Here is a 24,449-nt window from a genome sequence, read left to right on the forward strand (position 1 = left end):
TCTTGAACGGTTTCGCTGGGGGCGGGGTCGATCGCGGTTGCGGCCTGCACCGTTACAGGCCCTTGGCCTTCTCGGCGCGCAGCATCATGATCTTGGCCGCCGACAGCACCACAAAAGTGATCACGAACAGCAGGAAGCCCAGCGCGAACAGTGTGGAGAGATGGAAATCCGCGGCTTCGCCAAACTCGTTGGCCAGGGTCGAAGCGATGGAGGTACCTGGCGAGAACAGCGATGTGGGCATGCGGTTGGCATTGCCGATCACGAAGGTGACGGCCATGGTCTCGCCCAGCGCGCGACCCAGGCCCAGCATGATCCCGCCGATCACGCCCTTTTGCGTGTAGGGCAGCACCACGCGGCGAACCACTTCCCAGGTCGTGCAGCCCAGGCCATAGGCCGATTCGCGCAGGATGGGGGGCACGATCTCGAACACGTCGCGCATCACCGCTGCCACGAAGGGCAGCACCATGAACGCCAGCACAATGCCGGCGGCCAGAATGCCGAAGCCGTTGGTGCTGCCGCCGAACAGAAAGCCCACCAGCGGCATGGAGCCCAGCAGCTTTTGCACCGGCATCTGGAAATAGTCGGCAAACAGGGGCGCAAACACGAACAGGCCGAACATGCCGTAGATGATGGACGGCACGGCCGCCAGCAACTCGACGGCGGTGCCCAGCGGGCGGCGCAGCCAGACCGGGCAGGTCTCCGTCAGGAAAAGCGCAATGCCAAACGCGAGCGGCACCGCAATCAGCAGCGCGATGCCAGCACTGGCCAGGGTGCCGACGATGGCGATCGCCGCACCGAATTCTTCATTGATGATGTCCCATTCCACGCGCCAGATGAACTGCGCCCCGAACTTGTGGAACGTGGGCCACGCGTAGACGAACAGCGAAACGATGATGCCCAGCAGCGCAGCCAGCACCAGCAGGGACAGGCTTTGCGTCAGCCGATGGAAAAAAATGTCCTGAAGCCGTTGCCGCCGAGCAATCGACACCATGGACTTGGTGGGTGCATCCGCCAGCTTGGCAGGTGCGGTTTGTGAACTCATGGTGGTTCCCACGCTCATGTTGACTCCCAACTGGCTTCTGGAGACTCCACAAACCAGCGCCCATCGGCCAGCCAGGCCGACCCATGGGCGCTATTTTGGAGCAGACTGCTTACTTCTTGATTTGCGACCACACCTTGGAGCGGATTTCGGCGGTCAGGCTGTCAGGCAGCGGCACATAATCCAGGTCTGCAGCCATGCCCTTGCCGTTCTTAAAAGCCCAGTCAAAGAACTTCAGCACTTCGGCCGACTGGGCCTTGTCTGCAGGGTCCTTGTACATCAGGATGAACGACGCCGTGCTCACGGGCCAGCTGTCGGCACCCTTGGCATTGACCATGGAGATGCCCATGCCGGGAACGCTGAACCAGTCGGCGCCGGCAGCGGCCGCCGCAAACGTCTTGTCGTCCGGGCTCACATACTTGCCATCGGCGTTCTGCAGCTGCAGGAAGTTCATGTTGTTCTTCTTGACGTACGCGTATTCCACGTAGCCCACCGCGCCCTTCACACGGGTCACGTTGGCGGCCACGCCTTCATTGCCCTTGCCGCCCACCGAGGAGGCGGCGGGCCACTTCACGGCAGCGCCCTTGCCCACCGTGTCCGCCCACTCCTTGCTCACGGCCGACAGGTAGTCGGTCCAGTTGAAGGTGGTGCCCGAGCCGTCGGCGCGGTGCACCACCGTGATGGCCTGGTCGGGCAGGTTCTTGCCGGGATTCAGGGCTGCCAGCTTGGCGTCGTTCCACTTGCTGATCTTGCCCAGGAACATCTCTGCCAGCACCGGGCCGGTCACACGCAGTTCGCCGGGCTTGAAGCCGTCCAGATTGATCACAGGCACGGTGCCGCCAATGATGGCGGGGAACTGCACCATGCCATCCTTGTCCAGATCGGCGCCGGAGACGGGGGCGTCGGTGGCGCCAAAGACCACGGTCTTGGCACGGATCTGGCGGATGCCGCCGGACGAGCCGATCGACTGGTAGTTCAGGCCGGTGCCGGTTTCCTTCTTGTAGGCCTCAGCCCACTTGGCGTACATGGGGAACGGGAATGTAGCCCCAGCGCCAGTGATGTCAGCCGCAAAGGCGGCGCTACCTACAGCCACGCTGGCCAGCGCTACCGCGACGGATTTGAGAAATGTGCGTTTCATTCGATACCTTCTTGGCTAGGGTTGACAGGAACAGGTGGGACTTTAGGGCGGCAAGATGACAGTTCGGTGACAAAACCTCCCCATCCACCCCTTCTGCCGAAACATTTCAACGGGATTGCGATGTCACAAAACCGTCATCGCGCACAGAGAAACTGCCCGAGTGCTCCCCCGCCCGGGCCCTTGCGCCCAGAAGTGCCGCAGCGGCGTCACGGCGCCGCGCTCGCGGTACGATGCCGGGGCAAGCAGCTTCAATAATTCCATGCAGAACGGCACACGACTCGCCGCGGTCGATCTCGGCTCCAACAGTTTCCGCCTTGAAATCGGGCGTTATGAGTTTGGCCACATCCAGCGGGTGGAGTACCTGAAGGAAACCGTGCGCCAGGGAAATGGCCTGGACGAGAACCGCAACCTGACCCGCGAAGCCATGGAGCGAGGGTGGGCGTGCCTTGCGCGCTTCGGCGAGCGCCTGGCCGGATTTCCGCCCAGCCAGGTGCGGGCCGTCGCAACGCAGACGCTGCGCGAGGCGCGCAACCGGGACGAGTTTCTGGCCCGGGGCCGCGATGTGCTGGGCTACCCCATCGACGTGGTGTCCGGCCCGGAGGAAGCGCGGCTGATCTACCAGGGTGTGGCACGGCTGCTGCCGCAGTCCGACGAGCGCCGCCTGGTGGTCGACATCGGCGGACGGTCGACCGAACTCATCCTCGGCCAGCAGTTCACCCCCCACGCGGTGGCCTCGTTCCGCGTGGGCAGCGTCGCCTGGTCGCAGCGCTACTTTGCCCGGGGTGAATTCACGCCACAGGCCTTTCTGGCCGCCGAGATCGCCGCGAAGGCGGTACTGGACGAAGCCCTCGCAACGTTTCGCCCCGACACCTGGGACGTGGCCTACGGCTCCTCCGGAACTGCGGGCGCCGTCGGCGACGTGCTCGCGGCAGCCGGTGGGGCGGAGGGTGTGATCACCCTCGATGGGCTGCACTGGCTGCAAGACAGGTTGTTGCGTGCGCAGTCCGCCGATCGCGTGCGCATGGATGGCCTCAAGGATGAGCGCAGAGCCGTCATCGGCGGAGGCATCAGCGTGCTTCGGGCCGTGTTTGACTTGCTGGAAATCCGGCAGATGCAGGTGGCCCAGGGCGCGCTGCGCCAGGGCGCGCTGTATGACCTGCTGGACCGGGAGCAGCCGGGCACCGACCTGCGCACCAGCACTGTCAACGGCCTGATGCACCGGTTTGGCGTGGACATGGAGCACGCAGAGCGTGTGGCCCGCACGGCTTGCGCCCTGTTCGAGCAGGCAGCGCCGGCGGGGAGCGAACGTGCATCGCGCAAGCTCGAGTGGGCGGCGCGCCTTCATGAAATCGGCTGCATCGTTTCGCACGGCGACCACCACCGGCATGGCGCCTACATTCTGGACAACACCGATGCCGCCGGTTTCGCGCTGCCCGAGTTGCACCGGCTCGGCCAATTGGTGCAAGGCCAGCGCGGAAAGGTCCGCAAGCTGGATGTGGACTTCGACGACCCGGTGTTTGTCCTGCAACTTCTGAGTCTGCGGCTTGCCGTGGCGCTGTGCCACGCACGGCGCGCCCCCGATACGCGCGGCCTGACGCTGCGGCGCGACGCGCAGCGTTTTCACCTGGCCACCCGTGCGGGCTGGAGCGCCGCCTATCCGCAGTCAGCGCACCTTGTGCGCGAAGAAATGGGCGCCTGGCAAAAGACACCATGGGAGCTGGTGGCAGAGCTGTCTTGAGCAGCCTTGATAAACGGTATAAACTGTTTATACCGTTTACTCATCTGCAGTCATGTCAAGCGCCACCCCCTCCCCCACCGTGCTCTCTCCAACCCCCGCCGCCCCCGCTCCGGGGCGAACGGCAAAGGCCGCCAAATCCACCAAAGCCACCAAAAACGCCGCCCCCGTGACCGCACCGGCCACCGTGCCGGCGCCCAGCCAGCCTGTACCCAGCAAGTCCGCCGCAACCAAAGCGACCGCCAAGAAGTCTGCCAAGCCCCGAAGCGCTGCACCGTCCCCAGCGGCGCCCAAGGAATCAAAGGCCAAAAAGCCCAAGCTCGTGCGCGACAGCTTCACCATCCCGAAGGACGAGTACGCCGTCATCGACACCCTCAAGGACCGCGCCACCGCACTCGCGCACCCCGTCAAGAAGAGTGAAATCCTGCGGGCCGGACTGAAAGCGCTCGCAGGTCTGTCCGACAGCGCTCTGCGCAGCGCTCTGCAGGCGGTTCCCTCCATCAAGACGGGGCGCCCCAAGGCCGATGCATCCGCTCCCGCTCCCGCCTCAGCCACCGCAACCAGGACGAAAGCCAAGCCGGCAAAAAAGTGAGGGGGTACCCCCCGGCCCCTTGCGCCGCAGCGAAGGGGCCGGCGTCAAAGCAGCTCTGGAGACTGCACGGTCAGCAGCACCGTCTGGCTCTGGTCCATGCGCTGGCGCTGGCGCAGCCACCACACCGCGCCTTTGCGCACGGAACATTCGGCAGCCTGCATGCCCAGCAAAAGCGAAATCGTCTGGCCCAGCACGGGCTGGTGCCCCACAATCAGCACCGTTCCTCGGGCGCGCGGCCACTGGGCCAGCTCCAGCAGGTCCTGCGGCGTGGCGCCAGGCAGCAGTTCCGCGCGCATCTTGAACTTGCGGCCCAGGGCGCTGGCCGTCTGCTCGGTGCGTCGGGCCGGGCTGGCCAGCACGCGCAGGCCCTCTGGCAGTTGCCGATCAAGCCAGGCGGCCATGCGGGAAGCCTGCTTTTCTCCGCGTGCCGTCAAGGCCCTCGAAAGGTCATCCGACCCCACAGGCCCCTCCTCGGCCTCCGCATGCCGCCAGAGGATGAGATCCATCATGCGGCTCCTGCAACCACAGGGGCGACGGAAGGGCGCACTCGGGGTCCGTAGCGCACCATCAGCGCCGCCTGTGCGCCCAAGCCATCGCCGGGACGCGGTGCCCTGTCATAGGTGCCCTGGGCATTGAGCGTCCATGCGTCACGGTCATCGAACAGGTAGGCGACCAGGCACTCGTCCACGATCTGCTGGCGCAGCGCAGGGTCAGTCACCGGCCAGGCCAGTTCCACGCGCCGCATCATGTTGCGGTTCATCCAGTCTGCACTCGAGAGATACAGGTCCTCTTGATCTCCGCACCGGAAGTAGAAGACACGGGTGTGCTCCAGAAACCTGCCGATCACCGACCGCACGCGGATGTTGTCGGTCACCCCCGGAACCTGAGCGGCCAGCATGCATGCGCCCCGCACGATGAGATCGATGCGCGCGCCCCGCTGCCCCGCAAGGATCAGGGCGCGCATCAGCCCTTCGTCCGTGAGCGCGTTCATCTTCGCCACGATGCGCGCGTCCTCGCCGCGGCTTGCCGCCAGCCCTACCTGTTCAATCTTCTCGAGCATGCGCCGGTGCAGATGGAACGGCGCCAGCATGAGCTTGCGCAGCTTGGGGGGCCGGTTCTGGCTGGCCAGGTGGTTGAAAACCCCGTCCATGTCGGCCGTGGTGTCTTCGTCGGCCGTCAGGTAGCTCAGATCGGTATACAGGCGCGCGGTGCGCACGTTGTAGTTGCCGGTGGAAAGATGACCGTAGCGCCGCAGGCTCCGTCCTTCGCGGCGGGTGACCAGGAGCATCTTGGCGTGCGTCTTCAAGCCCACCACGCCATACACCACCTGCGCGCCGATGGATTCCAGCGCCTCGGCCCAGTTGATGTTGGCCTCTTCGTCAAAACGCGCCTTCAGCTCCACCACGGCCATGACCTCCTTGCCACGCCGCACGGCTTCCGTCAGCAGGTTCATGAGCTCGGAATCCGCTCCGGTGCGGTAGATCGTCTGCTTGATCACGAGAACCTGCGGGTCGTTCACGGCCTCGCGCAGAAACGCCAGCACGCCGTCAAAGCTCTCGAAGGGCTGGTGGATGAGCACATCCCGGTGGCGCAGCTGCTCCATGATCGACACGTCCTGCCGCAGCTGGCGCGGCCACGTGGCGCTCCACGGCGGGAACAGCAGCGAAGGATCGTCCACCAGGTCCACCAGCTGGTTCAGGCGCACCAGGTTCACCGGGCCATGCACACGGTAGAGCGCCGCAGAAGGAAGGGCGAACTGCTCCAGCAGGAACTGTGCGAGAAATGGAGAGCAGCCCGCCGACACTTCGAGCCGGACCGCCTGCCCGTAGTGGCGCTGCTGCAGGCCCTGGCGCAAGGCGGTGCGCAGGTTGCGCACATCCTCCTCGTCCAGGGCCATGTCGGAATGCCTCGTGACGCGAAACTGCGAGAACTCCGTCACCTCACGGCCGGGGAAGAGATCGGCAAGGTGCGCGCGGATGATGCTCGACAGACTGACAAACAGCGATTCGTGCGGCGCCACCTTCACCGGCATGCGCACCAGGCGGGGCAAGGCCCGGGGCACCTTCACGATGGCAATTTCATTTTCGCGTCCGAAAGCGTCATGCCCCTTGAGGCGAACGATGAAATTCAACGACTTGTTCGCAACCTGCGGAAACGGATGCGCCGGGTCCAGCCCCACCGGAATCAGCAGTGGCCGCACTTCCGCAACAAAGTAGTCGTGCACCCAGCGCTTCTGCGCTCCGGATCGGTCTCCGTGGGACACGATGCGGATGCCGTGTTGCGCAAAGGCCGGCACCAGCGCCTCGTTGTACAGGGCATATTGCCGTTCCACCAGGTCGTGCACCTTGTCGGCCAGCGCTTCAAAGGAAGCGGTGGTGTATGTCCCCTTCGTCTCTCCGCGCTTGGCTGCCGTGATGTGGGCCTCTGCCCGCACCTCAAAGAACTCATCCAGGTTGGAGGAAACAATGCACAGGAAGCGCAGACGTTCCAGCAGCGGAATGTCGGTGCGCGCCGCCCAATCGAACACACGCTGGTTGAACGCCAGGATGCTGTGATCGCGGTCCAGAAACATGTGTGGCGGCGGCGCCACCCAGGCCGAAGTCGCCACACTGTCGACCGAAGGGCCGTCGGAATCGGTCAGCGCGACCGGTTCGGTGGCATTGCGCTGAGTTTCGGCTGCATCATGAGGAGGCGAAGGCAACATGGTTTCGCTGGCGCGGCAAGTGCGGAATAGACCAGTATTTAACGCCCAGATGACAATGATGTGACAGATTTTGTGACAGTCATGGGGTGCGCGCTGGCGCCCCGCGCGGGGACCAGATGGGACTGGAACTGAGCCGCAGCCTGCGTCCAGGTGAAATCCAGCGCGCGGCTGCGCGCTGCGGCCCGGGGAATCGCGAGGGCCTCCTTGGCGGCCGTCAGCAGGTTGTCATGCAGCACACCGCCCTGCGGCTGCGCCCCGGCACGGGCTCCCAGCACCTCGGTCGGCCCTTCCACAGGGAATGCCGCCACCGGTGTGCCGCACGCCATGGCTTCCAGCATCACGAGCCCAAAGGTCTCCGAACGGCTGGGGAACACGAAGACATCTGCCGCGGCATAGACCTGCGCGAGCGAGTTGCGATCGAGGATGCCCAGCCAACGCACCTGGGGGTACCTGGCGCGCAGCCGTGCCTCCAGCGGCCCCACGCCACAGACCACCTTCGTGCCAGGCAGGTCCAACTGCAGGAAGGCTTCAATGTTCTTTTCGTAGGACACGCGCCCCACGTACAGCGAAACAGGGTGTGCCAGCGCTCCGGTGAGCGGGCTGGGGCACACCTCGCCCTGAAACGGGAAAGCGTGGGTGTCCACGCCGTGGGTCCATTGCCGCAAGTTGGAAAAGCCGCGCTTCTGCAGCATCTGCAGCACGCCCAGCGTGGGCACCATGACCCCGGCGGATGGGCGATGGAAATGTCGGAACAGTGCGTAGCCCCAGTTCAGCGGCACCCGCAACGCGGCGTGCAGGATCTCGGGAAATCGCGTGTGAAAGGCGGTGGTGAACGCGAGCCGGTGTTGCACGCAATAGCCGCGTGCGGCCCAACCCAGCGGACCTTCGGTGGCGATGTGAATGGCATCGGGCCGAAGATCGTTCAGCACGCTGGCAACCTGTTTTGCGGGGCGCACCGCCAGGTCGATGCCGGCGTAGCCCGGGCACGGCCGCGTTCGAAACTGGCCGGGGTGGACCACATGAACCTCGTGGCCCGACAACTCCAGCTGACCTACCAGTTCGATCAAGGTGGTGACCACGCCATTCACCTGCGGCGCCCATGCGTCCGTGATCAGCGCAATCCTCATGCGACCGCCTCGGTGGCATTGCGGGCTTTCCTTTCCATGCCGGGCGCTGTCCACTGCACCAGCTCCAGCCTCCCGTCCAGATGCTCCACCAGCGCGGTATGGCTTTCCACCCAATCACCGTCGTTGCAATACAGGACGCCGCCTATGTCGCGCATCTCGGCACGGTGGATGTGTCCGCACACCACGCCGTCGTGCCCCCGGCGACGCGCCTCAGTGGCCACGGCCACCTCGAAGTCGGTCACATAGTTCAGCGCCGACTTCACCTTGCCCTTGAGGTAGGCCGACAGGGACCAGTACGGCAACCCCATGCGCGCCCGCAAGGTGTTGAGGTGGCGGTTCAGCTTGAGCGTGAATTCGTACAGGTTGTCGCCCAGGTAAGCCAGCCATTTGGCGCACTGGATCACGCCGTCGAAATGGTCGCCGTGCGTGACCCACAGGGTTCGACCGTCTGCGGTGGTGTGCACGGCGTCGGACACCACATCGATGCCGCCGAACGAGTGCCCTACAAAAGCGCGCGCGAATTCGTCATGGTTGCCGGGCACAAAGACCACCCGGCAGCCCTTGCGGGCGCGGCGCAGCAGTTTTTGCACCACATCGTTGTGCGCCTGCGGCCAGAACCACCTGCGGCGCAGCTGCCATCCGTCCACGATGTCGCCGACCAGGTACAGATGTTCGCTGGGGTGGTGCTTGAGAAAGTCCAGCAGCGCAAGCGCCTGGCACCCCGGGGTTCCCAGGTGCAGATCGGATATGAACACCGCGCGATACCGGTGCGCGCCTGCCTCCGAAAGATGCGCGTCGGTCGCTGCGTCCTCGGGCACGCCCAGGTCACCCATCCAGGGGCCGAAAGCGTCGAAGGCGGCACGCATCAGGCCCCCAGGAAGTGCTTGCGGTAGCGCGGATGCAGGTCGGAAAGCCGCATGAGCATGGGCAGGTCCGCCGTGTTGAAGTCAGGATCCCAGGCCGGTGCGCCCAGCACGCGCGCGCCTAGCCGCAAATAGCCCTTGATGAGCGCGGGCGGCTCCACCGTGATCGAACCATCCAGCTGGTCCACCGGCAGCGGCAGTCGGGGCAGCACATGGTAGTCAATGGGGGCCAAGTGGGTCTTGCGCACCTGTTGCCAGATGCTGGCTGCGGCGTCGCCGCTGACCACGCCGTTGTGGAGCATCGGGATGCTTGCGCAGCCGATCATGGTGTCGAGCTGATTGCGCACCATGAAGTCTGCCAGCGCGCTCCACAGCGCCATGATCACGCCGCCGTGGCGGTGGTCCGGGTGCACGCAGCTGCGGCCCAGCTCCACCATGCGGGCGCGCAGGCTGCGCAGCCTTGTGAGGTCAAACTCGGTGTCGCTGTAGGTGCCGCCCACACGCCTTGCCTGCGCCGGCGTGAGCACTCGGTAAGTCCCAATGACTTGCTGGCTCACGGCATCGCGCACCAGCAGGTGCTCGCAGTAGTCGTCGAACAGGTCCACGTCGTGGCGCGCAATGGGGGTCGTCAATCGAGCGCCCATTTCGGCCGCGAACACTTCGAATCTGAGGCGCTGCGCCTGGCGCACTTCGTCCAGGTGCCGGGCCCACGTGACCTCGATGGCGCCGCGCTCTGGCACAGGCCTTGCAACTCCGCCCCCCAAGCCTGGACGATGCAGCGCGGGGCCGGCGGGCGAATCAGAAGACCGGATCGGTGTCAGGCGGGGCAGCTCGTTCATGGTGAGACATCTCCTGGTGGAGGGCCGACGGAAACCTCAGCCCCTGCGCCGCAGTGTGGGCGCAGGTGGTGACGGGCGCGTGTCCGAGCCATGTCAAAACGATGACGGGGACGCCCCCTGCATCCGGCGCCGCCCGGGTGCTGGCAGCGGCTTCATAATCGACACAGGAATTCACCGTGGCCTCTCTCGTCTCAACCCTCGCACAACGGCCCACCATGGCTTCTATGGTGGTTTTTGTGCTGGCTGCCGCTTGCGCGGGCACGCTGGTATGGACTCTGGAGCGCCAGGACCGCACCCAGCAGCGTACGCAGGTGGCCGACATGGCGGGTGACCACGCGCAGGCCCTGCAGCGCGCGATCGGCTTGGCGTTGTCTGCCAACAACGCCCTGGTGGCTCTGGTCCGCCAGGGTCAGGGCACTGTGGCGCAGTTTGAGGACATCGGCACGCAGATGCTGCCCTTCTACCCGGGGATAGCCGCTTTGGGACTTTCGCCGGGCGGCGTGGTGCGGCAGGTGGTGCCACTCAAGGGAAACGAAAACCTCATCGGGTTTGACCAGCTCAATGACCCCCGCCAGGGCGCCGAAGCCAAGCGTGCGCGCGAGTCGGGCCAGCTCACGCTGGCGGGCCCGCTGGAGCTGGTGCAAGGCGGGCTGGGGGTGGTGGGCCGTCAGCCGGTGTACCTGGACGATGCCCAGGGCGCGCGGCGTTTCTGGGGCTTTACCTACGTCACCATCCGCCTGCCCGAGGTGCTCGCGGCCGCGCGGCTGCCCCAGCTGGTGGAGCGGGGCATGCGCTACCGGCTGTGGCGCGTGCGGCCCGACAACGGACAGGAGCAGACCATCGCCGCATCGGCGCCTGCGCCGGGTGCGGATGCCGTGGGCCGCTCCCTCACCCTGCCCAATGGCGAATGGATGCTGAGCCTCGCGCCGGCACGCGGATGGGGCGATGGGCAGGTGCTGGCCCAGCGCATCGTGGTGGGCCTGCTGTTTTCGCTGCTGATGGCGTACCTGGCCCGGCTGCTCGCGGCCCTCAAGGCGCACGAGCGCGGGCTGGCCCAGCAGGTCGCCTTGCGCACGTCGGTGATCGAGTCGACCCAGCAGCAGCTGCGCGCCACCATCGATGCCATCCCGGATCCGCTGTTCGAGATGGACGAAGAGGGTGTGTTTCACAGCGCCCACAGCCAGCGTGCCGAACTGCTGGTGGCCCCGGCCGCCCAGTTGGTCGGCCGCAACGTGGCCAGCGTACTGCCCCAGGCTGCAGCCCAGACCGTGATGGGCGCGCTGGCCGAAGCCCAGGCGCAGGGCTGGTCCGCCGGCCGCCAGTTCATGCTGGAACTCCCGCTTGCGGGCGCCACCTGGTTTGAGCTGTCGGCCGCACGCAAACCCGCTGCTGCCGGCGAGAAGCCGCGTTACATCCTGCTGTCGCGCGACATCACGCAGCAGCGCCAGGCGCAGGACCGCATTCAGCGCCTCGCGCATTTCGACCCGCTCACCGGCCTGCCCAACCGTGCCTTGCTGGCGGAACGCACCCAGCACCGCATCGCGGAAGAACAGGTACGCGGCGGCAGCCTGGCCATGCTGTTCGTCGACCTGGACCACTTCAAGAACGTGAATGACTCCCTGGGCCACCGCATTGGAGACATCCTGCTGGTGGCCGTGGCGCGGCGGCTCGAAGCCCTGGTGCGCGCGCAGGACACCGTGGCGCGCCTGGGCGGCGACGAATTCATGCTGCTGATGCCCGCCACCACGGCGGCCCAGGCGGCGGAGGTGGCCAACCAGCTGCTGGCTGCGGTGTCTCAGCCCTTCCAAGTCGACCCCCATGAGCTGACCACCACGCTCTCCGTGGGCATTGCGATGTATCCGGCGGACGGCGATACCTTTGACACGCTTTACCAGCGCGCCGATGCCGCCATGTACCGTGCCAAGCAGGGCGGCCGCAACCGGCTGGGCTTCTTCACGGCCGACCTGGAGGCGCGCACTGCGCGCATGCTCCAGATCGAGAACGCACTGCGCCGTGGCCTGGAACGCAACCAGTTCCAGCTGTACTACCAGCCGCAGGTGGCCCTGGCGAGCCGCCAGGTGGTGGGTGCCGAGGCCCTGCTGCGCTGGCACCACCCCGACCTGGGCGATGTGTCGCCGGCCGAGTTCATCCCCGTGGCGGAGAGCACCGGCATGATCGTGGCGATTGGCGAATGGGTCCTGCACACGGCCGTGCAGGACGCAAAGCGCTGGCTCGACCTGCAATTGCCGCTGCGGGCGGTGTCGGTCAACCTTTCGGCCGTGCAGTTTCGGCACCCCCAGTTGCCGGACATGGTGACGCGGTGCCTGCAACAGGCCGGCTTGCCGGCCCGGCGGCTGGAGCTGGAGCTGACCGAAGGCGCTGCCGTGGACGACCCCGTGGCCGCGCTGGCAATGATGGACCAGCTGCACGACCGGGGCGTGCGGCTTTCCATGGACGACTTTGGCACGGGCTATTCGTCGCTGAGCTATCTCAAGCGATTCCAGATCTACAAGCTCAAGATCGACCAGTCCTTCGTGCGCGACCTGGACGACGATGCCAATGACCGTGCCATCGTGAGCGCCATCATCCGCATGGCGCAGGCGCTGGGCATGCAGACGACCGCCGAGGGCGTTGAAACCGACGGGCAGCTGGAATTCCTGCGCCGGCAGGGATGCGATGAGGGCCAGGGCTATCTCTTCGGGCGCCCCTTGCCTGCGGCGCAGTTCGAGGCGTACCTGCGCCAGCACGACAGCCTGCAGACCGGAACTTCCACCCAGGACCTTGCGGGATAGCCCTCAGGTCCGGCAAAAACGGCGCTGGTACAATTTGGTACAACTTGCGAGGCCTTCTGGCCATTTCTGGTCATTACCGGCTTTATCTCCCTGCAACGGTCTTCATGTCTGCGCTGTACGGCCCCGCGGAACTGCAGCGTCCGGCGGTTGCCACCGACACTCCCCTGCAACGCACCCTGCGTGAACAGCAAACATTGCTGGACAGCGCCGGTGTGGGTATCGTTTTCCTGCGCCAGCGCAGCGTGGTGCGGTGCAACCAGCGCTACGCTGAAATCTTTGGCTACGCCAGCGCGGACCACCTGGTCGGCCTGAACACCGAGACCTTCTACCCCGACCGCGACGCGTTCCGCGACCTGGGCCGCAGCGCCTACCCGGTGCTTGTGCAGGGCGAATCCTTCCGGGTCGAGCGGCAGCTGCGCCGACGCGACGGCAGCCTGTTCTGGGGCAGCCTCACGGGGCGGCTCATCAACCCCCAGGACACGGGGGATGGCTCGATCTGGATCGTGGACAACATCGACGACCACAAGCGCGCCCAGGCCGCACTGAACGCCGCAGTGCGCGAGAAACAACTGCTTTTCGACAGCGCGATGGTGGGCATCGTGTTCCTGCGCGACCGCCATCTGACCCGGTGCAACGGACATTTCGAGCAGATGCTGGGCTACGAGCCTGGCGAACTGATGGGCAGCTCATCGCGCCGCTGGTATGCCAGCGATGCCGCGTGGGACGAAGTGGGCCGGCGCTGCTACCCCTCCATGGCCACCGGCAACCCCTACGAAGGCGAGGTGGAGCTGTGCCGCAAGGACGGCACGCCCGTGATCTGCGAGGTGCGCAGCAAATCCATCGACGCCGCCGACCCCTCGCAGGGCTCCATCTGGATCACGATGGACATTACCGAGCGCAAGCAGGCCCAGGCGGCCCTGGCGCGGGCCCACGAAGACCTGGAGCAGCAGGTGCAGGACCGCACCCGAGAGCTGCGTGAAACCGTGGACAACCTGCACCGCGAGATCAGCGAGCGCAAGGCCGACCAAGAACGCATCTACTGGCTGGCGCACTACGACGCACTGACCGGCCTGCCCAACCGCTCGTTGCTGGCAGAGCGTGCGCAGCAGGCGATCCAGGTCGCGCAGGACAACAAGACACCGCTGGCCGTGATCTTCCTGGACCTGGACCACTTCAAGCACGTCAACGACTCTCTGGGCCACCGTGTGGGCGACTCCCTGCTGGTGCAGATCGCCCGGCGCCTGCGCGCGGTGGTGCGCGACAAGGACACCGTGGCACGCCTGGGCGGCGATGAATTCATCCTGCTGCTGCCCGGGGCCAATGCGCACGGCGCCGCGCGCGTGGCCGGCAAGCTGCAGGAGGCCTCGCGGCATCACTACCAGATCGACCACCACGAGCTGACCATGGCGCCCTCGATGGGAATTGCGCTGTATCCACAAGATGGCGCAGATTTCGACACGCTGACCCAGTCGGCCGACGTGGCGATGTACCGGGCCAAGCTCGATGGGCGCAACACGTTCCGCTTCTTCACACCCGAAATGCAGGCCCAGTCTGCGCGCGCCCTGCAGCTGGAAAACGCGCTGCGCCGCGCGCTGGAGCGCGACCAGTTCCACCTGCACTACCAGCCGCAGCTGAGCCTTTCCAACGGCGCCGTGCACAGCGTGGAGGCGCTGCTGCGCTGGCAGCACCCGCAACTGGGCGGCGTGTCGCCGGCAGAGTTCATTCCCATCGCCGAAAACAGCGGGCAGATTCTTCAGATTGGTGAATGGGTGCTGCGCACGGCACTGGCCCAGCTCAAGGCCTGGCGCAGCAGCGGGTTTCCGGGGCTGACCATGGCCGTCAACCTGTCGGCCATCCAGTTCCGCCAGCCGCAGCTGCCCGAGCTGGTCAGCCGCATGCTCGCCGAATTCGACCTGCCGCCCGATTCGCTGGAGCTGGAGCTGACCGAGGGCGTGGCCGTGGACGACCCGCACGCCGCCGTCGCCACCATGGACCAGCTGCACGCGCGCGGCGTGCGCATGTCGATGGACGACTTCGGCACCGGCTATTCATCGCTGAGCCAGCTCAAGCGCTTCCAGATCTTCAAGCTCAAGATCGACCAATCGTTTGTTCGCGACCTGAGTGACGACGGCAACGACCGCGCCATCGTCAGCGCGATCATCCGCATGGCGCAGGCGCTGGGCATGCGCACCACGGCCGAAGGCGTGGAGACCGAAGGGCAGCTGGCCTTCCTGCGCGAGCAGGGGTGCGACGAAGCCCAGGGTTTTCACCTCAGCACTCCGCTGCCGCCGGCCGACCTGGAAGTGTTCATGCGCCGGCACGTTGGCACGTCCAAGGCCGATTGCTATCAAATATAGAGCTGCAAGCGCTCATCAGCGCTAGGTTTCAAGGCAAAATCTCTTGAATCCCTTATGCATCAAGCGGTGGCCGCTATGTTTTTGGAAGCATAGGGCGCCCTGAGGGCCCTGCGGGGCGGTGTCAGTGCCCCAGGATCTTGGACAGAAAGTCCCGGCTGCGCTCGTTCTGCGGGTTGTGAAAGAACTCTTCGGGCGTGTTCTGCTCCACGATCTGGCCCTGGTCCATGAAGATGACCCGGTCGGCGACCGCCTTGGCAAAGCCCATTTCGTGCGTCACGCAGATCATGGTGATGCCCTGGTCGGCCAGCTCGATCATCACGTCCAGCACCTCCTTGATCATCTCCGGGTCGAGCGCGCTGGTGGGCTCGTCGAACAGCATGATCTTGGGCGTGAGGCACAACGCCCGCGCGATGGCGACGCGCTGCTGCTGGCCGCCCGACAGTTGCAGCGGGTATTTGCCTGCCTGCTCGGCGATGCGAACGCGCTCGAGCTGCTGCATCGCACGGGCCTCGGCCTCTTTCTTCGGCAGCTTGCCGACCCACATGGGGGACAGCGTGAGGTTCTCCAGCACGGTGAGGTGCGGGAACAGGTTGAACTGCTGGAACACCATGCCCACCTGCTTGCGGATGGCGTCGACGGCCTTCACGTCGTCCGACAGCTCCACGCCATCCACCACCAGGCGCCCTTCCTGGTGCTCTTCCAGGCGGTTGATGCAGCGGATCAGGGTGGATTTGCCAGAGCCGGACGGCCCGCAGACGACGATGCGCTCGCCCTTGGCCACCTGCAGATCGATGTCGCGCAGCACATGGAAGTGGTTGCCATACCACTTGTTGACTTTGTCGAAGGTGATGATGGGTTCAGACATGGCGGTGTGGGATGGTGGTGGCACTAGCGCTGGCGTCCCTTGTTGGCCTGCCGTTCTACCCACAGGCTGTAGCGCGACATCGAAAAGCAGAACGCGAAATAAATGAGCGCGATGAACAGGTAGCCCTCGATCTTGTAGGGCCGCCAGTCGGCGTCGGAGTTGAGCGCCAGGCCCAGCGAGCCGGTCAGCTCGTACAGGCTCACGATGGTGACCAGCGAGGTGTCCTTGAAGATGGCGATGAAGCTGTTCATGATGCCCGGCACCACAATGGCCAGCGCCTGGGGCAGCACGATCTTGCGCTGCGTTTGCCAGTACGACAGCCCCAGCGTGGCCGCCGCCTCGACCTGCCCCTTGGGAATGGCCTGCAGCCCACCGCGGATCACTTCGGCCAGGTACGCAGCCGCAAACAGCGTGATGCCCGCCAGCACCCGGATGAGCACGTCGATGGTGACGCCCTGCGGCATGAACAGCGGAAACATGAACGACGCCATGAACAGCACCGAGATCAGCGGCACCCCGCGCACCAGCTCCACGTAGACGGTGCACGCCGTGCGAATGGCCGGGAGCGCCGAGCGGCGGCCCAGCGCCACCAGCAGCGCCAGCGGAAACGCCATCACGATGGACAGGCTGGCCAGCAGGATCGTGAGCGGCAGGCCGCCCCAGCGGTCGGTCTCCACCAGGGTGAGGCCCAGCACGTCGCCATGCATCAGCGTGAAGAAGCAGGCCAGCACCCCTACCCACAGCAGCACCAGCCAGGGGCGCCAGAAATAGCGCGTGCAGCTGGCCACCAGCATGGCCACCATGAGCAGCGTGGCCACCAGCGGTCGCCATTGCTCGTCAAACGGATACCGGCCGAAGAGGATGAGGCGGTATTTCTCGGCCACCACGCCCCAGCAAGCCCCCACGCCATCGGCGCGGCACGCGTCGGCATCGGGCCGCCACACGGCCTGGAACAGCCCCCAGTGCAGCAGCTGCGGCACGTACCACAGCAGCAGCGCTGCGATCAGCACGGTGGACAGGGAGGTTCTCCAGTCGGCGAACAGGTTGGCCCGCAGCCAGCCGACCACGCCCCGGCTTTGCGCGGGCGCAGGCCGCGCGGCGATGGGTTCAAACACTTTGGCGGCCATGCGTCAGCGCTCCTTGATGGCGGCGCGCGCGTTGTACCAGTTCATCAGCAGCGATGTGAGCAGCGAAGTGCTCAGGTACACCAGCATCACGATGGAGATGCACTCCACCGCACGACCTGTCTGGTTCAGGGCGGTGTTGGAGATGGAGACCACGTCGGGGTAGCCGATGGCCACGGCCAGCGAAGAGTTCTTGGTGAGATTGAGGTACTGGCTGGTCAGCGGCGGAATGATGACCCGCAGCGCCTGCGGCAGCATCACCAGCCGCATCTGCTGCCCCCGGCTCAGGCCCAGCGCGGCCGCCGCCTCGCCCTGCCCGCCCGACACCGACTGTATGCCCGCGCGCACCACCTCGGCCACGAATGCCGATGTGTAGAACGTCAGCCCCAGCAGCACGGCCAGAAACTCCGGCGTGAGCGCACCGCCGTGCTCCACCGCGAAGTCGCCTTTCACGGGCACGTTGAACTGGGTGGGGGCGCCACCCACCAGCCAGCCCAGCACCGCACCGCTCAGCGCCACCGCCATGGGCACCCACACCATGCTGCGCCCGCGCCCCGTGGCCTCGAAACGCCGCCAGGCCCAGCGGCGGTAGCCCCAGGCGGCCACGCAGCCCAGTACCAGGCCGATGGCAGCCATGCCATGGCCCGTGGCCCACACCGGAATGGGGAAATTGAGCCCGCCCTTGCTCAGAAAGAACGGGCCAGCCTTCCAGGGCTCGTAGCTGGCAGGCAAAGTCTCGGTCAGCACCAGGTACCAGGTGAGCAGCTGCAGCAGGATGGGCACATTGCGAAACAGCTCCACATAGGCCGAGCACAACCCCCGCACCAAGGCATTGCGCGAAAACCGCCCCACGCCCAGCAAGGTGCCCAGCACCGTGGTCAGCACGATGCCGATGACGGCCACGCGCAGCGTGTTGACCACGCCCATCAGGAACGCGCGCCAGTACGGCTCGCCCGAATCAAACGGGTACAGGCCTTCGCCAATGTCGAAGCCCGCAGGCTCGGTCAGGAAGTCAAACCCGCTCTGGATGCCGCGCACCTGCATGTTGTGCAGGGTGTTGCGCGCCAGAAACCACACCACAAGCGCAATCAGCCCCACGGCCAGCACCTGGTAGACCAGGCCCCGGAAGGCCTGGCTGCGCCACGACAAGGAGCGCTTCTTGGGGGGAATTCGGGGTGGTGGCATGCCTGCTCAATCCTGAACGTTGGAACCCGCCCCCGCCAGCGGGGGAAAGCACGGCCAAGCCCTGCCGCACGCCGCTTTTGCTGTGGCGGCCACGGGGTCGGCTGCTCGGCCAGTCAAACCATCATCAACACGCCGGACTGCGTGTTGCTTGCGAAAACGGTGCCACGGCAAGGGACGAAGCCGTGGCATGGGTGCAAGGGATGCCCTGCATGACCCTCGAGAGTCGGTGGTAGTGCGGATCGGGAGGGGCCGCAAGGCGTCCTTTTGCCGCCAACCGCCCAGCGATTGGCAAGAAAGGCAACGCAGCGGACCGCCCGCGACCGCGCTACCACCGACCGCAGGGAGGAATGCAGGAAGTCATACAGGCCATCCCTGGCTCCTCAGCGAATGGGGAAGGCGTACATCAGCCCATCCTTGTTCCATTGGTTGTTCAGACCGCGCGGCAGCGCAAGCGCCGACTTGGGGCCCACATTGCGTTCGAAGATCTCGCCGTAATTGCCGGTGGTCTTGAGGGCACGGGCCAGCCAGTCGCGCTCCAGTCCCAGCAGCTTGCCGGTGTCCTCCGTGGTGCCCAGCATGCGCTGCACCACCGGGTCGGTGCTGGACTTCATCTGCTCCAGGTTGGCCTGGGTCACGCCGTATTCCTCGGCTTCGATCAGGCCATAGACCACCCATTTCACGATGGCAAACCATTCGTCGTCTCCCCGGCGCACCATGGGGCCGAGGGGTTCCTTCGAGATGAGTTCGGGGAGGATCACGTGCTCGGCAGGATCCCGGGCTTCCTTGTTGCGCACGGATGCGAGGCCCGAGGCGTCGGTCGTGTAGGCGATGCAGCGGCCCGCGAAATAGGCCCCGGTGGCGGCCTCCACCTTTTCGAACACCACAGGCTTGATGCCCAGGTTGTTGGCCTTGGAATAGTCGGTCAGGTTCTTTTCGGTGGTGGTGCCGGACTGCACGCACACCGTCTGCCCCTTGAGCTGCTTGGCGCTCTTGATCTTGCTCTTGGTGGGCACCATGAAGCCCTGGCCATCGTAGTAGGTCACGGCCGTCTGGTGCAGACCGAGCGACGCATCGCGCGTGAGGGAGAACGTGGTATTGCGCGACAGCACATCGATCTCGCCGGACTGCAGCGCCGTGAAGCGCTGCTGCGCGTTCAGCGGAACATACTTCACCTTGTCGCCATCACCCAGCACGGCCGCCGCCACGGCACGGCAGATGTCCACATCCAGGCCCGACCACTTGCCGTTGGAGTCCGCAGCGGAAAACCCGGCCAGCCCCGTGTTGACGCCGCACACCACCTGGCCGCGCGACTTGATGCCATCCAGTGTCTTGCCGGCATGTGCGGGGGCTGCCAGCAGTGCGCCCACAGCAGCCAAGCCGGCTGCGGCGATACGGAAACGTGAATTGTTCATAGCGGGTTCACTCCAGAAACAGGATTGATTTGCACGCCCTTGAAGCACAGGGATGCGCGTTCTTGGTGCAGAGTCCCGACCTTAGCGATACGCCCGGCGAGAAGGCATCGGTGTTTACGCGGGGCGCCCCCCTGGGCCGTGATGGGGGTCGCGACGTGCGCTGCAAGGATTCGGCCCTGCGAATTTCGCAAAAACCATGCCCGGCTCGCTGCAGCAAGACACTTCGAGGCAGAAGCCTTTGAGCCGTCAGCCTGCCCGGGCTGCGTCCGCCAGGCGCTGCGCGCAGGCATTGGCCTGCTCGGCATCGCGGGCCTCCACCATCACGCGCAGAAGCGGCTCGGTGCCGCTGGCGCGGATCAGCACGCGGCCCGTGGCGCCCAGTTCTCGCTCCACGTCCTGCGTGGTGTCGGCCAGCTTGCGGTTGGCTTTCCAGTCCTGCCCCTGCTGCAGCCTCACATTGAGCAGCACCTGTGGATACAGCGTGACGTCTGCGAGCAGCTGCGCCAGCGTGCGCCCGCTGCGCACACAGGCCTGCAGCACCTGCAGGGCGCTCACCAGGCCGTCGCCCGTGGTGTGGCGGTCCAGTGCCAGCAGGTGGCCCGAGCCCTCACCACCCAGCAGCCACCCGTGGCGCGCCAGTTCTTCCAGCACGTAGCGGTCGCCCACCTTCGCGCGCACGAACTTCACGCCGCGCTGCTGCAGCGCCACCTCCACGGCCATGTTGGTCATCAAGGTGCCCACCACGCCGGGCACATGCTCGTCGCTGGCCATGCGGTCGCTGGCCATCAGGTACAGCAGTTCGTCGCCGTTGAACAGGCGGCCGGCGGCGTCCACCACCTGCAGGCGGTCCGCATCGCCGTCCAGCGCAATACCGTAGTCCGCCCGGTTGGCCCGCACGGCGCGCACCAGGGCATCGGGATGCGTGGCGCCCACGTCGTGGTTGATGTTGAGGCCGTCTGGCGCGCATCCAATGGATATGACCTCTGCGCCCAGCTCATGGAACACCTTGGGCGCCACCTGATAGGCCGCACCATGCGCGGCATCGACCACGATCCGCACACCCTTGAGCGTGAGGTCATGGGGAAAGGTACTTTTGCAGAACTCGATGTACCGGCCTGCCGCATCGTCCAGCCGCCGCGCCTTGCCCAGGCTGGCCGAATCGGCCCATACGGGCGGCTCGTTCAGCGCCGCCTCGACCTCCAGCTCCCAATCGTCCGGCAGCTTGGTGCCCTGGGCGCTGAAAAACTTGATGCCATTGTCAGGAAACGGGTTGTGGCTTGCGCTGATCACCACCCCCAGGCTGGCGCGCTGCGCCCGCGTGAGGTAGGCCACGCCGGGCGTGGGCAGCGGGCCCAGCAGCACCACGTCCACCCCGGCCGAGTTGAAGCCGGACTCGAGGGCACTCTCCAGCATGTAACCCGAGATCCGCGTGTCCTTGCCGATCAGGACCGTGGGGCGCTCCTCGGAGCGGCGAAGCACGCGCCCCACGGCATGGGCCAGGCGAAGCACAAAGTCGGGCGTGATGGGCGGCTCGCCCACCGTCCCGCGGATTCCATCGGTCCCAAAATACTGGCGTGTCATTGTTCAGTGTCTCCTCGTATCAATTGTGCTTGTCACTGCGGCTCTCTCGGCTCCGTGCGCACCCTCGTTTGCGGCCGTCCTAGTAATCGCGCATCAACTCGCGTCCGCCCGCTGCATCGCCGTCCAGACGGCCAGGGCGGACACGGTCTCGCGCACATCATGCACCCGCACCACCGAGGCCCCGCGCTCCACCGCCAGCAGGGCCGCTGCCACGCTGGGCAGCATGCGGTCTTCCACGGGCAGCCCGGTCACTGCCCCCAGCGACGACTTGCGCGACCAACCCGCCAGCAGGGGGTACCCGGCATCCAGCAACTGGGCCTGCCGGGCCAGAAGCGCAAAGTTCTGCTCCACCGTCTTGCCAAAACCGATGCCAGGGTCCAACACAATGCGAGCCTTTTGAACGCCCAGCGCTTGCAGATCAAGCGCCGATTGCTCCAAAAAAGATAGCACACCAGGCACGACATCACCCTGCATGGGCTGCGCCTGCATGGTCTGGGGGTTGCGATGCATGTGCATGAGGCAGACGCCACACAGCGGGTGGGCTGCCACCACGCCGGCAGCGCCCGGTTGTCGCAGCGCCCAGATGTCGTTGATGATGTCGGCCCCCAGGTCCAGCACAGCCTGCATGACCTGCGGCTTGTAGGTATCGACGGAGACCGGCACGCCCAGCGACACCGCCTCCCGCACCAGGGGCAGCACGCGGCCGAGTTCGTCGTCCAGCCCCACCGGCGGACTGCCGGGCCGGGTCGACTCTCCACCGATGTCGAGAATGTGTGCTCCTTGCTTGATCAGCTCCTCGCAGTGCCGCAGCGCGCTGGCGGTGCTGGCATGGTGGCCGCCATCCGAAAACGAATCCGGCGTCACGTTGACGATCCCCATCACGCGGGGCATCGACAGGTCTATCTCAAAGCGGCTTGTCTGCCAGATCATGAAACCACCCGCGGTTGATGATGCGCCACCAGGCATGCGCAGGCATCCGGAATGTGCAACGGCATCAGGAAACCATGAAAAACGGGGCCGCAAGGCCCCGTGGGAGAAGAAAACGGCAGAAAACTCTGCGGGCGCCCTCAGGCGGCCGTGGGTGCAGGGTCGGTGCCGACCGCTGGCGTGCCGCCGCTGGAGTTGTCACCGCCCGACGAGGGCGGCGTGCGCGGCGTCCAGTCCTTGGGCGGGCGAGGTTCCTTGCCCGCCATGATGTCGTCCAACTGCTCGGTGTCGATGGTTTCCCATTCGAGCAGCGCCTTGGCCATGGCGTGCATCTTGTCGCTGTTTTCCTCGATCAGTCGCCGCGCCAGGTTGTACTGGTCGTCGATGATGCGGCGCACCTCCATGTCGACCTTCTCCATGGTCTGCTCGCTCATGGTGGTGGTCTTGGTCACCGAGCGGCCGAGGAACACTTCGCCTTCGTTCTCGGCATACACCATCGGGCCCAGTGCGTCGGTCATGCCGTAGCGTGTGACCATGTCGCGCGCGATGTGCGTGGCGCGCTCGAAATCATTGCTGGCGCCGGTGGTCATCTGGTTCATGAACACTTCTTCGGCAATGCGGCCGCCAAACAGCATGCTGATCTGGTTGAGCATGTATTCGCGGTCGTAGCTGTAGCGGTCTTGCGCGGGCAGGCTCATGGTGACGCCCAAAGCACGGCCACGCGGGATGATCGTCACCTTGTGCACCGGGTCGCACTTGGGCAGCAGCTTGCCGATGAGCGCGTGGCCGGCCTCGTGGTAGGCGGTGTTGCGGCGCTCTTCCTCGGGCATGACCATGCTCTTGCGCTCGGGGCCCATGAGGATCTTGTCCTTGGCCTTCTCAAAGTCCTGCATTTCCACCGTGCGCGCGTTGCGGCGCGCCGCCATCAGCGCCGCCTCGTTGCACAGATTGGCCAGATCGGCGCCGCTCATGCCGGGCGTGCCACGGGCAATGATGCCGGCGTTCACGTCCTGCCCGATCGGAATCTTGCGCATGTGCACGTTCAGGATCTGCTCGCGGCCGCGGATATCGGGCAGCGTCACATACACCTGGCGGTCGAAGCGGCCGGGGCGCAGCAAGGCTGCGTCCAGAATGTCGGGGCGGTTGGTGGCCGCGACCACGATCACGCCCAGGTTGGTCTCGAAGCCGTCCATCTCGACCAGCATCTGGTTCAGCGTCTGTTCGCGCTCGTCATTGCCGCCGCCCAGGCCCGCGCCACGCTGGCGGCCCACGGCGTCGATTTCGTCGATGAAGATGATGCAGGGGGCGTTCTTCTTGGCGTTGTCGAACATGTCGCGCACACGGGCCGCGCCCACGCCGACGAACATTTCCACAAAGTCAGAGCCCGAGATGCTGAAGAACGGCACCTTGGCTTCGCCAGCGATGGACTTGGCGAGCAGGGTCTTGCCGGTGCCGGGCGGGCCGACCAGCAGCAGGCCGCGCGGAATGCGGCCGCCGAGCTTCTGGAACTTCTGCGGATCTTTCAGGAAGTCCACGACTTCCTTCACTTCTTCCTTGGCCTCGTCGCAACCGGCCACGTCCGCGAACGTGACCTGGTTGTTGTTCTCGTCGAGCATGCGGGCCTTGCTCTTGCCAAAGCTGAAGGCACCGCCCTTGCCGCCGCCTTGCATCTGGCGCATGAAGTACACCCACACGCCGATCAGCAGCAGCATGGGGCCCCAGCTGACCAAGAGGGTCATGAGCAGCGAGCCCTCTTCGCGGGGCTTGACGTCGAACTTGACGTTGTTGTTGATGAGATCGCCCACCAGGCCACGGTCCAGATAGGTGGCTGTGGTGCGGATCTTGCGGTCGTCATTGGTGACGGCCACGATTTCGGTCCCGCCCTGGCCTTCCTGGATGGTGGCGCTCTTGATGCGGTTGCTGCGGACTTCCTGGAGGAATTCCGAGTAGCCGACGTGGCTTGCGCTGGCGCCAGCACGGGTGTCAAACTGTTTGAACACCGTGAAAAGCACCATGGCGATGACCAGCCACACGGCAATTTTTGAAAACCACTGATTGTTCAAGCGGGGCTCCAGTTGCGGGGAACAGAAAACGGACACACTGCCGTCACGGCTCGCATGTGTGGCCGATTTTAGGTGTTTCAAGCCGCGCCACCATGCGTATTCCCCC

At 65.7% G+C, this 24,449-nt stretch carries 18 protein-coding genes; 4 read left to right on the plus strand and 14 right to left on the minus strand.

Annotation, left to right across the window (positions count from 1 at the left end):
• Positions 1–52: 52 nt before the first annotated feature.
• Positions 53–1,042, minus strand: a complete 990-nt coding sequence (gene pstC / locus ACOQFS_RS16335) for a phosphate ABC transporter permease subunit PstC (RefSeq protein WP_421563879.1) — start codon at positions 1,040–1,042, stop codon at positions 53–55.
• A 109-nt stretch (positions 1,043–1,151) separates the two neighbouring features.
• Positions 1,152–2,177: a phosphate ABC transporter substrate-binding protein PstS gene (gene pstS / locus ACOQFS_RS16340; RefSeq protein ID WP_421563880.1), complete on the minus strand. Its 1,026-nt coding sequence runs from the start codon at positions 2,175–2,177 to the stop codon at positions 1,152–1,154.
• A 259-nt stretch (positions 2,178–2,436) separates the two neighbouring features.
• On the opposite strand from pstS, the gene ACOQFS_RS16345 reads away from it, so the two are divergent.
• Complete coding sequence (locus ACOQFS_RS16345) at positions 2,437–3,915, plus strand: exopolyphosphatase (protein WP_421563881.1); 1,479 nt, start codon at positions 2,437–2,439, stop codon at positions 3,913–3,915.
• Positions 3,916–3,994: 79 nt separating this feature from the next.
• A complete protein-coding gene (locus tag ACOQFS_RS16350; RefSeq protein ID WP_421563882.1) occupies positions 3,995–4,504 on the plus strand; it encodes a hypothetical protein in 510 nt (169 codons plus the stop codon).
• A gap of 44 nt (positions 4,505–4,548) precedes the next feature.
• Here the strand turns inward: ACOQFS_RS16350 and ACOQFS_RS16355 are convergent, their stop codons facing one another.
• Genes ACOQFS_RS16355 through ACOQFS_RS16375 form a run of 5 tightly spaced genes read right to left on the minus strand, consistent with a single transcriptional unit; the run spans position 4,549 to position 10,037 of the window.
• Positions 4,549–5,013: a SixA phosphatase family protein gene (locus tag ACOQFS_RS16355; protein WP_421563883.1), complete on the minus strand. Its 465-nt coding sequence runs from the start codon at positions 5,011–5,013 to the stop codon at positions 4,549–4,551.
• Positions 5,010–7,208 (minus strand): polyphosphate kinase 1, encoded by a 2,199-nt coding sequence (ppk1, locus tag ACOQFS_RS16360; RefSeq protein ID WP_421563884.1) that lies wholly within the window; start codon positions 7,206–7,208, stop codon positions 5,010–5,012. Before ppk1 ends, ACOQFS_RS16355 begins: the two co-directional genes overlap by 4 nt.
• 38 nt (positions 7,209–7,246) lie before the next feature.
• Positions 7,247–8,335, minus strand: coding sequence for a glycosyltransferase family 4 protein (locus tag ACOQFS_RS16365; RefSeq protein ID WP_421563885.1), 1,089 nt, complete (start codon positions 8,333–8,335; stop codon positions 7,247–7,249).
• Entirely contained in the window at positions 8,332–9,201 is an 870-nt protein-coding gene (locus ACOQFS_RS16370) for a UDP-2,3-diacylglucosamine diphosphatase (protein WP_421563886.1), read from the minus strand. Before ACOQFS_RS16370 ends, ACOQFS_RS16365 begins: the two co-directional genes overlap by 4 nt.
• On the minus strand, positions 9,201–10,037 hold the full coding sequence (locus ACOQFS_RS16375) for a GNAT family N-acetyltransferase (RefSeq protein WP_421563887.1): 837 nt from the start codon (positions 10,035–10,037) through the stop codon (positions 9,201–9,203). The genes ACOQFS_RS16370 and ACOQFS_RS16375 overlap by 1 nt, the downstream gene beginning before the upstream one ends.
• Positions 10,038–10,252: 215 nt before the next feature.
• On the opposite strand from ACOQFS_RS16375, the gene ACOQFS_RS16380 reads away from it, so the two are divergent.
• Both ACOQFS_RS16380 and ACOQFS_RS16385 read left to right on the plus strand, forming a co-directional pair.
• Positions 10,253–12,829 (plus strand): bifunctional diguanylate cyclase/phosphodiesterase, encoded by a 2,577-nt coding sequence (locus ACOQFS_RS16380; protein ID WP_421563923.1) that lies wholly within the window; start codon positions 10,253–10,255, stop codon positions 12,827–12,829.
• A 104-nt stretch (positions 12,830–12,933) separates the two neighbouring features.
• Positions 12,934–15,186: an EAL domain-containing protein gene (locus ACOQFS_RS16385; protein ID WP_421563888.1), complete on the plus strand. Its 2,253-nt coding sequence runs from the start codon at positions 12,934–12,936 to the stop codon at positions 15,184–15,186.
• A 121-nt stretch (positions 15,187–15,307) separates the two neighbouring features.
• Here ACOQFS_RS16385 and ACOQFS_RS16390 read toward each other — a convergent pair whose 3' ends face one another.
• The 7 genes from ACOQFS_RS16390 to ftsH all read right to left on the minus strand — a co-directional run bounded on the left by ACOQFS_RS16390 (position 15,308) and on the right by ftsH (position 24,343).
• Positions 15,308–16,051: an amino acid ABC transporter ATP-binding protein gene (locus ACOQFS_RS16390; RefSeq protein ID WP_421563889.1), complete on the minus strand. Its 744-nt coding sequence runs from the start codon at positions 16,049–16,051 to the stop codon at positions 15,308–15,310.
• Positions 16,052–16,074: 23 nt separating this feature from the next.
• Positions 16,075–17,178 (minus strand): amino acid ABC transporter permease, encoded by a 1,104-nt coding sequence (locus tag ACOQFS_RS16395; protein WP_421563890.1) that lies wholly within the window; start codon positions 17,176–17,178, stop codon positions 16,075–16,077.
• Between the two features lie 3 nt (positions 17,179–17,181).
• Positions 17,182–18,360: an amino acid ABC transporter permease gene (locus ACOQFS_RS16400; RefSeq protein ID WP_421563891.1), complete on the minus strand. Its 1,179-nt coding sequence runs from the start codon at positions 18,358–18,360 to the stop codon at positions 17,182–17,184.
• Between the two features lie 380 nt (positions 18,361–18,740).
• Entirely contained in the window at positions 18,741–19,772 is a 1,032-nt protein-coding gene (locus ACOQFS_RS16405) for an amino acid ABC transporter substrate-binding protein (RefSeq protein ID WP_421563892.1), read from the minus strand.
• A gap of 246 nt (positions 19,773–20,018) precedes the next feature.
• A complete protein-coding gene (glmM, locus tag ACOQFS_RS16410) occupies positions 20,019–21,353 on the minus strand; it encodes a phosphoglucosamine mutase (RefSeq protein WP_421563893.1) in 1,335 nt (444 codons plus the stop codon).
• 93 nt (positions 21,354–21,446) lie between these two features.
• A complete protein-coding gene (gene folP, locus ACOQFS_RS16415; protein WP_421563894.1) occupies positions 21,447–22,283 on the minus strand; it encodes a dihydropteroate synthase in 837 nt (278 codons plus the stop codon).
• 137 nt (positions 22,284–22,420) lie between these two features.
• The gene (ftsH, locus tag ACOQFS_RS16420) at positions 22,421–24,343 is read right to left on the minus strand and encodes an ATP-dependent zinc metalloprotease FtsH (protein ID WP_421563895.1); all 1,923 of its coding nucleotides are present in this window, start codon (positions 24,341–24,343) and stop codon (positions 22,421–22,423) included.
• Positions 24,344–24,449: the final 106 nt, after the last annotated feature.

Source organism: Paracidovorax sp. MALMAid1276 (assembly GCF_049198005.1).
GTDB lineage: Bacteria > Pseudomonadota > Gammaproteobacteria > Burkholderiales > Burkholderiaceae_C > Acidovorax.

Excerpts from the sequence above, each read along its gene's own strand:
- pstC (WP_421563879.1), bottom strand. The coding sequence starts at position 1,042 with ATGAGTTCACAAACCGCACCTGCCAAGCTGGCGGATGCACCCACCAAG.
- pstS (WP_421563880.1), bottom strand. The coding sequence starts at position 2,177 with ATGAAACGCACATTTCTCAAATCCGTCGCGGTAGCGCTGGCCAGCGTG.
- ACOQFS_RS16345 (WP_421563881.1), top strand. The coding sequence starts at position 2,437 with ATGCAGAACGGCACACGACTCGCCGCGGTCGATCTCGGCTCCAACAGT.
- ACOQFS_RS16355 (WP_421563883.1), bottom strand. The coding sequence starts at position 5,013 with ATGATGGATCTCATCCTCTGGCGGCATGCGGAGGCCGAGGAGGGGCCT.
- ppk1 (WP_421563884.1), bottom strand. The coding sequence starts at position 7,208 with ATGTTGCCTTCGCCTCCTCATGATGCAGCCGAAACTCAGCGCAATGCC.
- ACOQFS_RS16365 (WP_421563885.1), bottom strand. The coding sequence starts at position 8,335 with ATGAGGATTGCGCTGATCACGGACGCATGGGCGCCGCAGGTGAATGGC.
- ACOQFS_RS16370 (WP_421563886.1), bottom strand. The coding sequence starts at position 9,201 with ATGCGTGCCGCCTTCGACGCTTTCGGCCCCTGGATGGGTGACCTGGGC.
- ACOQFS_RS16375 (WP_421563887.1), bottom strand. The coding sequence starts at position 10,037 with ATGAACGAGCTGCCCCGCCTGACACCGATCCGGTCTTCTGATTCGCCC.
- ACOQFS_RS16380 (WP_421563923.1), top strand. The coding sequence starts at position 10,253 with ATGGCTTCTATGGTGGTTTTTGTGCTGGCTGCCGCTTGCGCGGGCACG.
- ACOQFS_RS16385 (WP_421563888.1), top strand. The coding sequence starts at position 12,934 with ATGTCTGCGCTGTACGGCCCCGCGGAACTGCAGCGTCCGGCGGTTGCC.
- ACOQFS_RS16390 (WP_421563889.1), bottom strand. The coding sequence starts at position 16,051 with ATGTCTGAACCCATCATCACCTTCGACAAAGTCAACAAGTGGTATGGC.
- ACOQFS_RS16395 (WP_421563890.1), bottom strand. The coding sequence starts at position 17,178 with ATGGCCGCCAAAGTGTTTGAACCCATCGCCGCGCGGCCTGCGCCCGCG.
- ACOQFS_RS16400 (WP_421563891.1), bottom strand. The coding sequence starts at position 18,360 with ATGCCACCACCCCGAATTCCCCCCAAGAAGCGCTCCTTGTCGTGGCGC.
- ACOQFS_RS16405 (WP_421563892.1), bottom strand. The coding sequence starts at position 19,772 with ATGAACAATTCACGTTTCCGTATCGCCGCAGCCGGCTTGGCTGCTGTG.
- glmM (WP_421563893.1), bottom strand. The coding sequence starts at position 21,353 with ATGACACGCCAGTATTTTGGGACCGATGGAATCCGCGGGACGGTGGGC.
- folP (WP_421563894.1), bottom strand. The coding sequence starts at position 22,283 with ATGATCTGGCAGACAAGCCGCTTTGAGATAGACCTGTCGATGCCCCGC.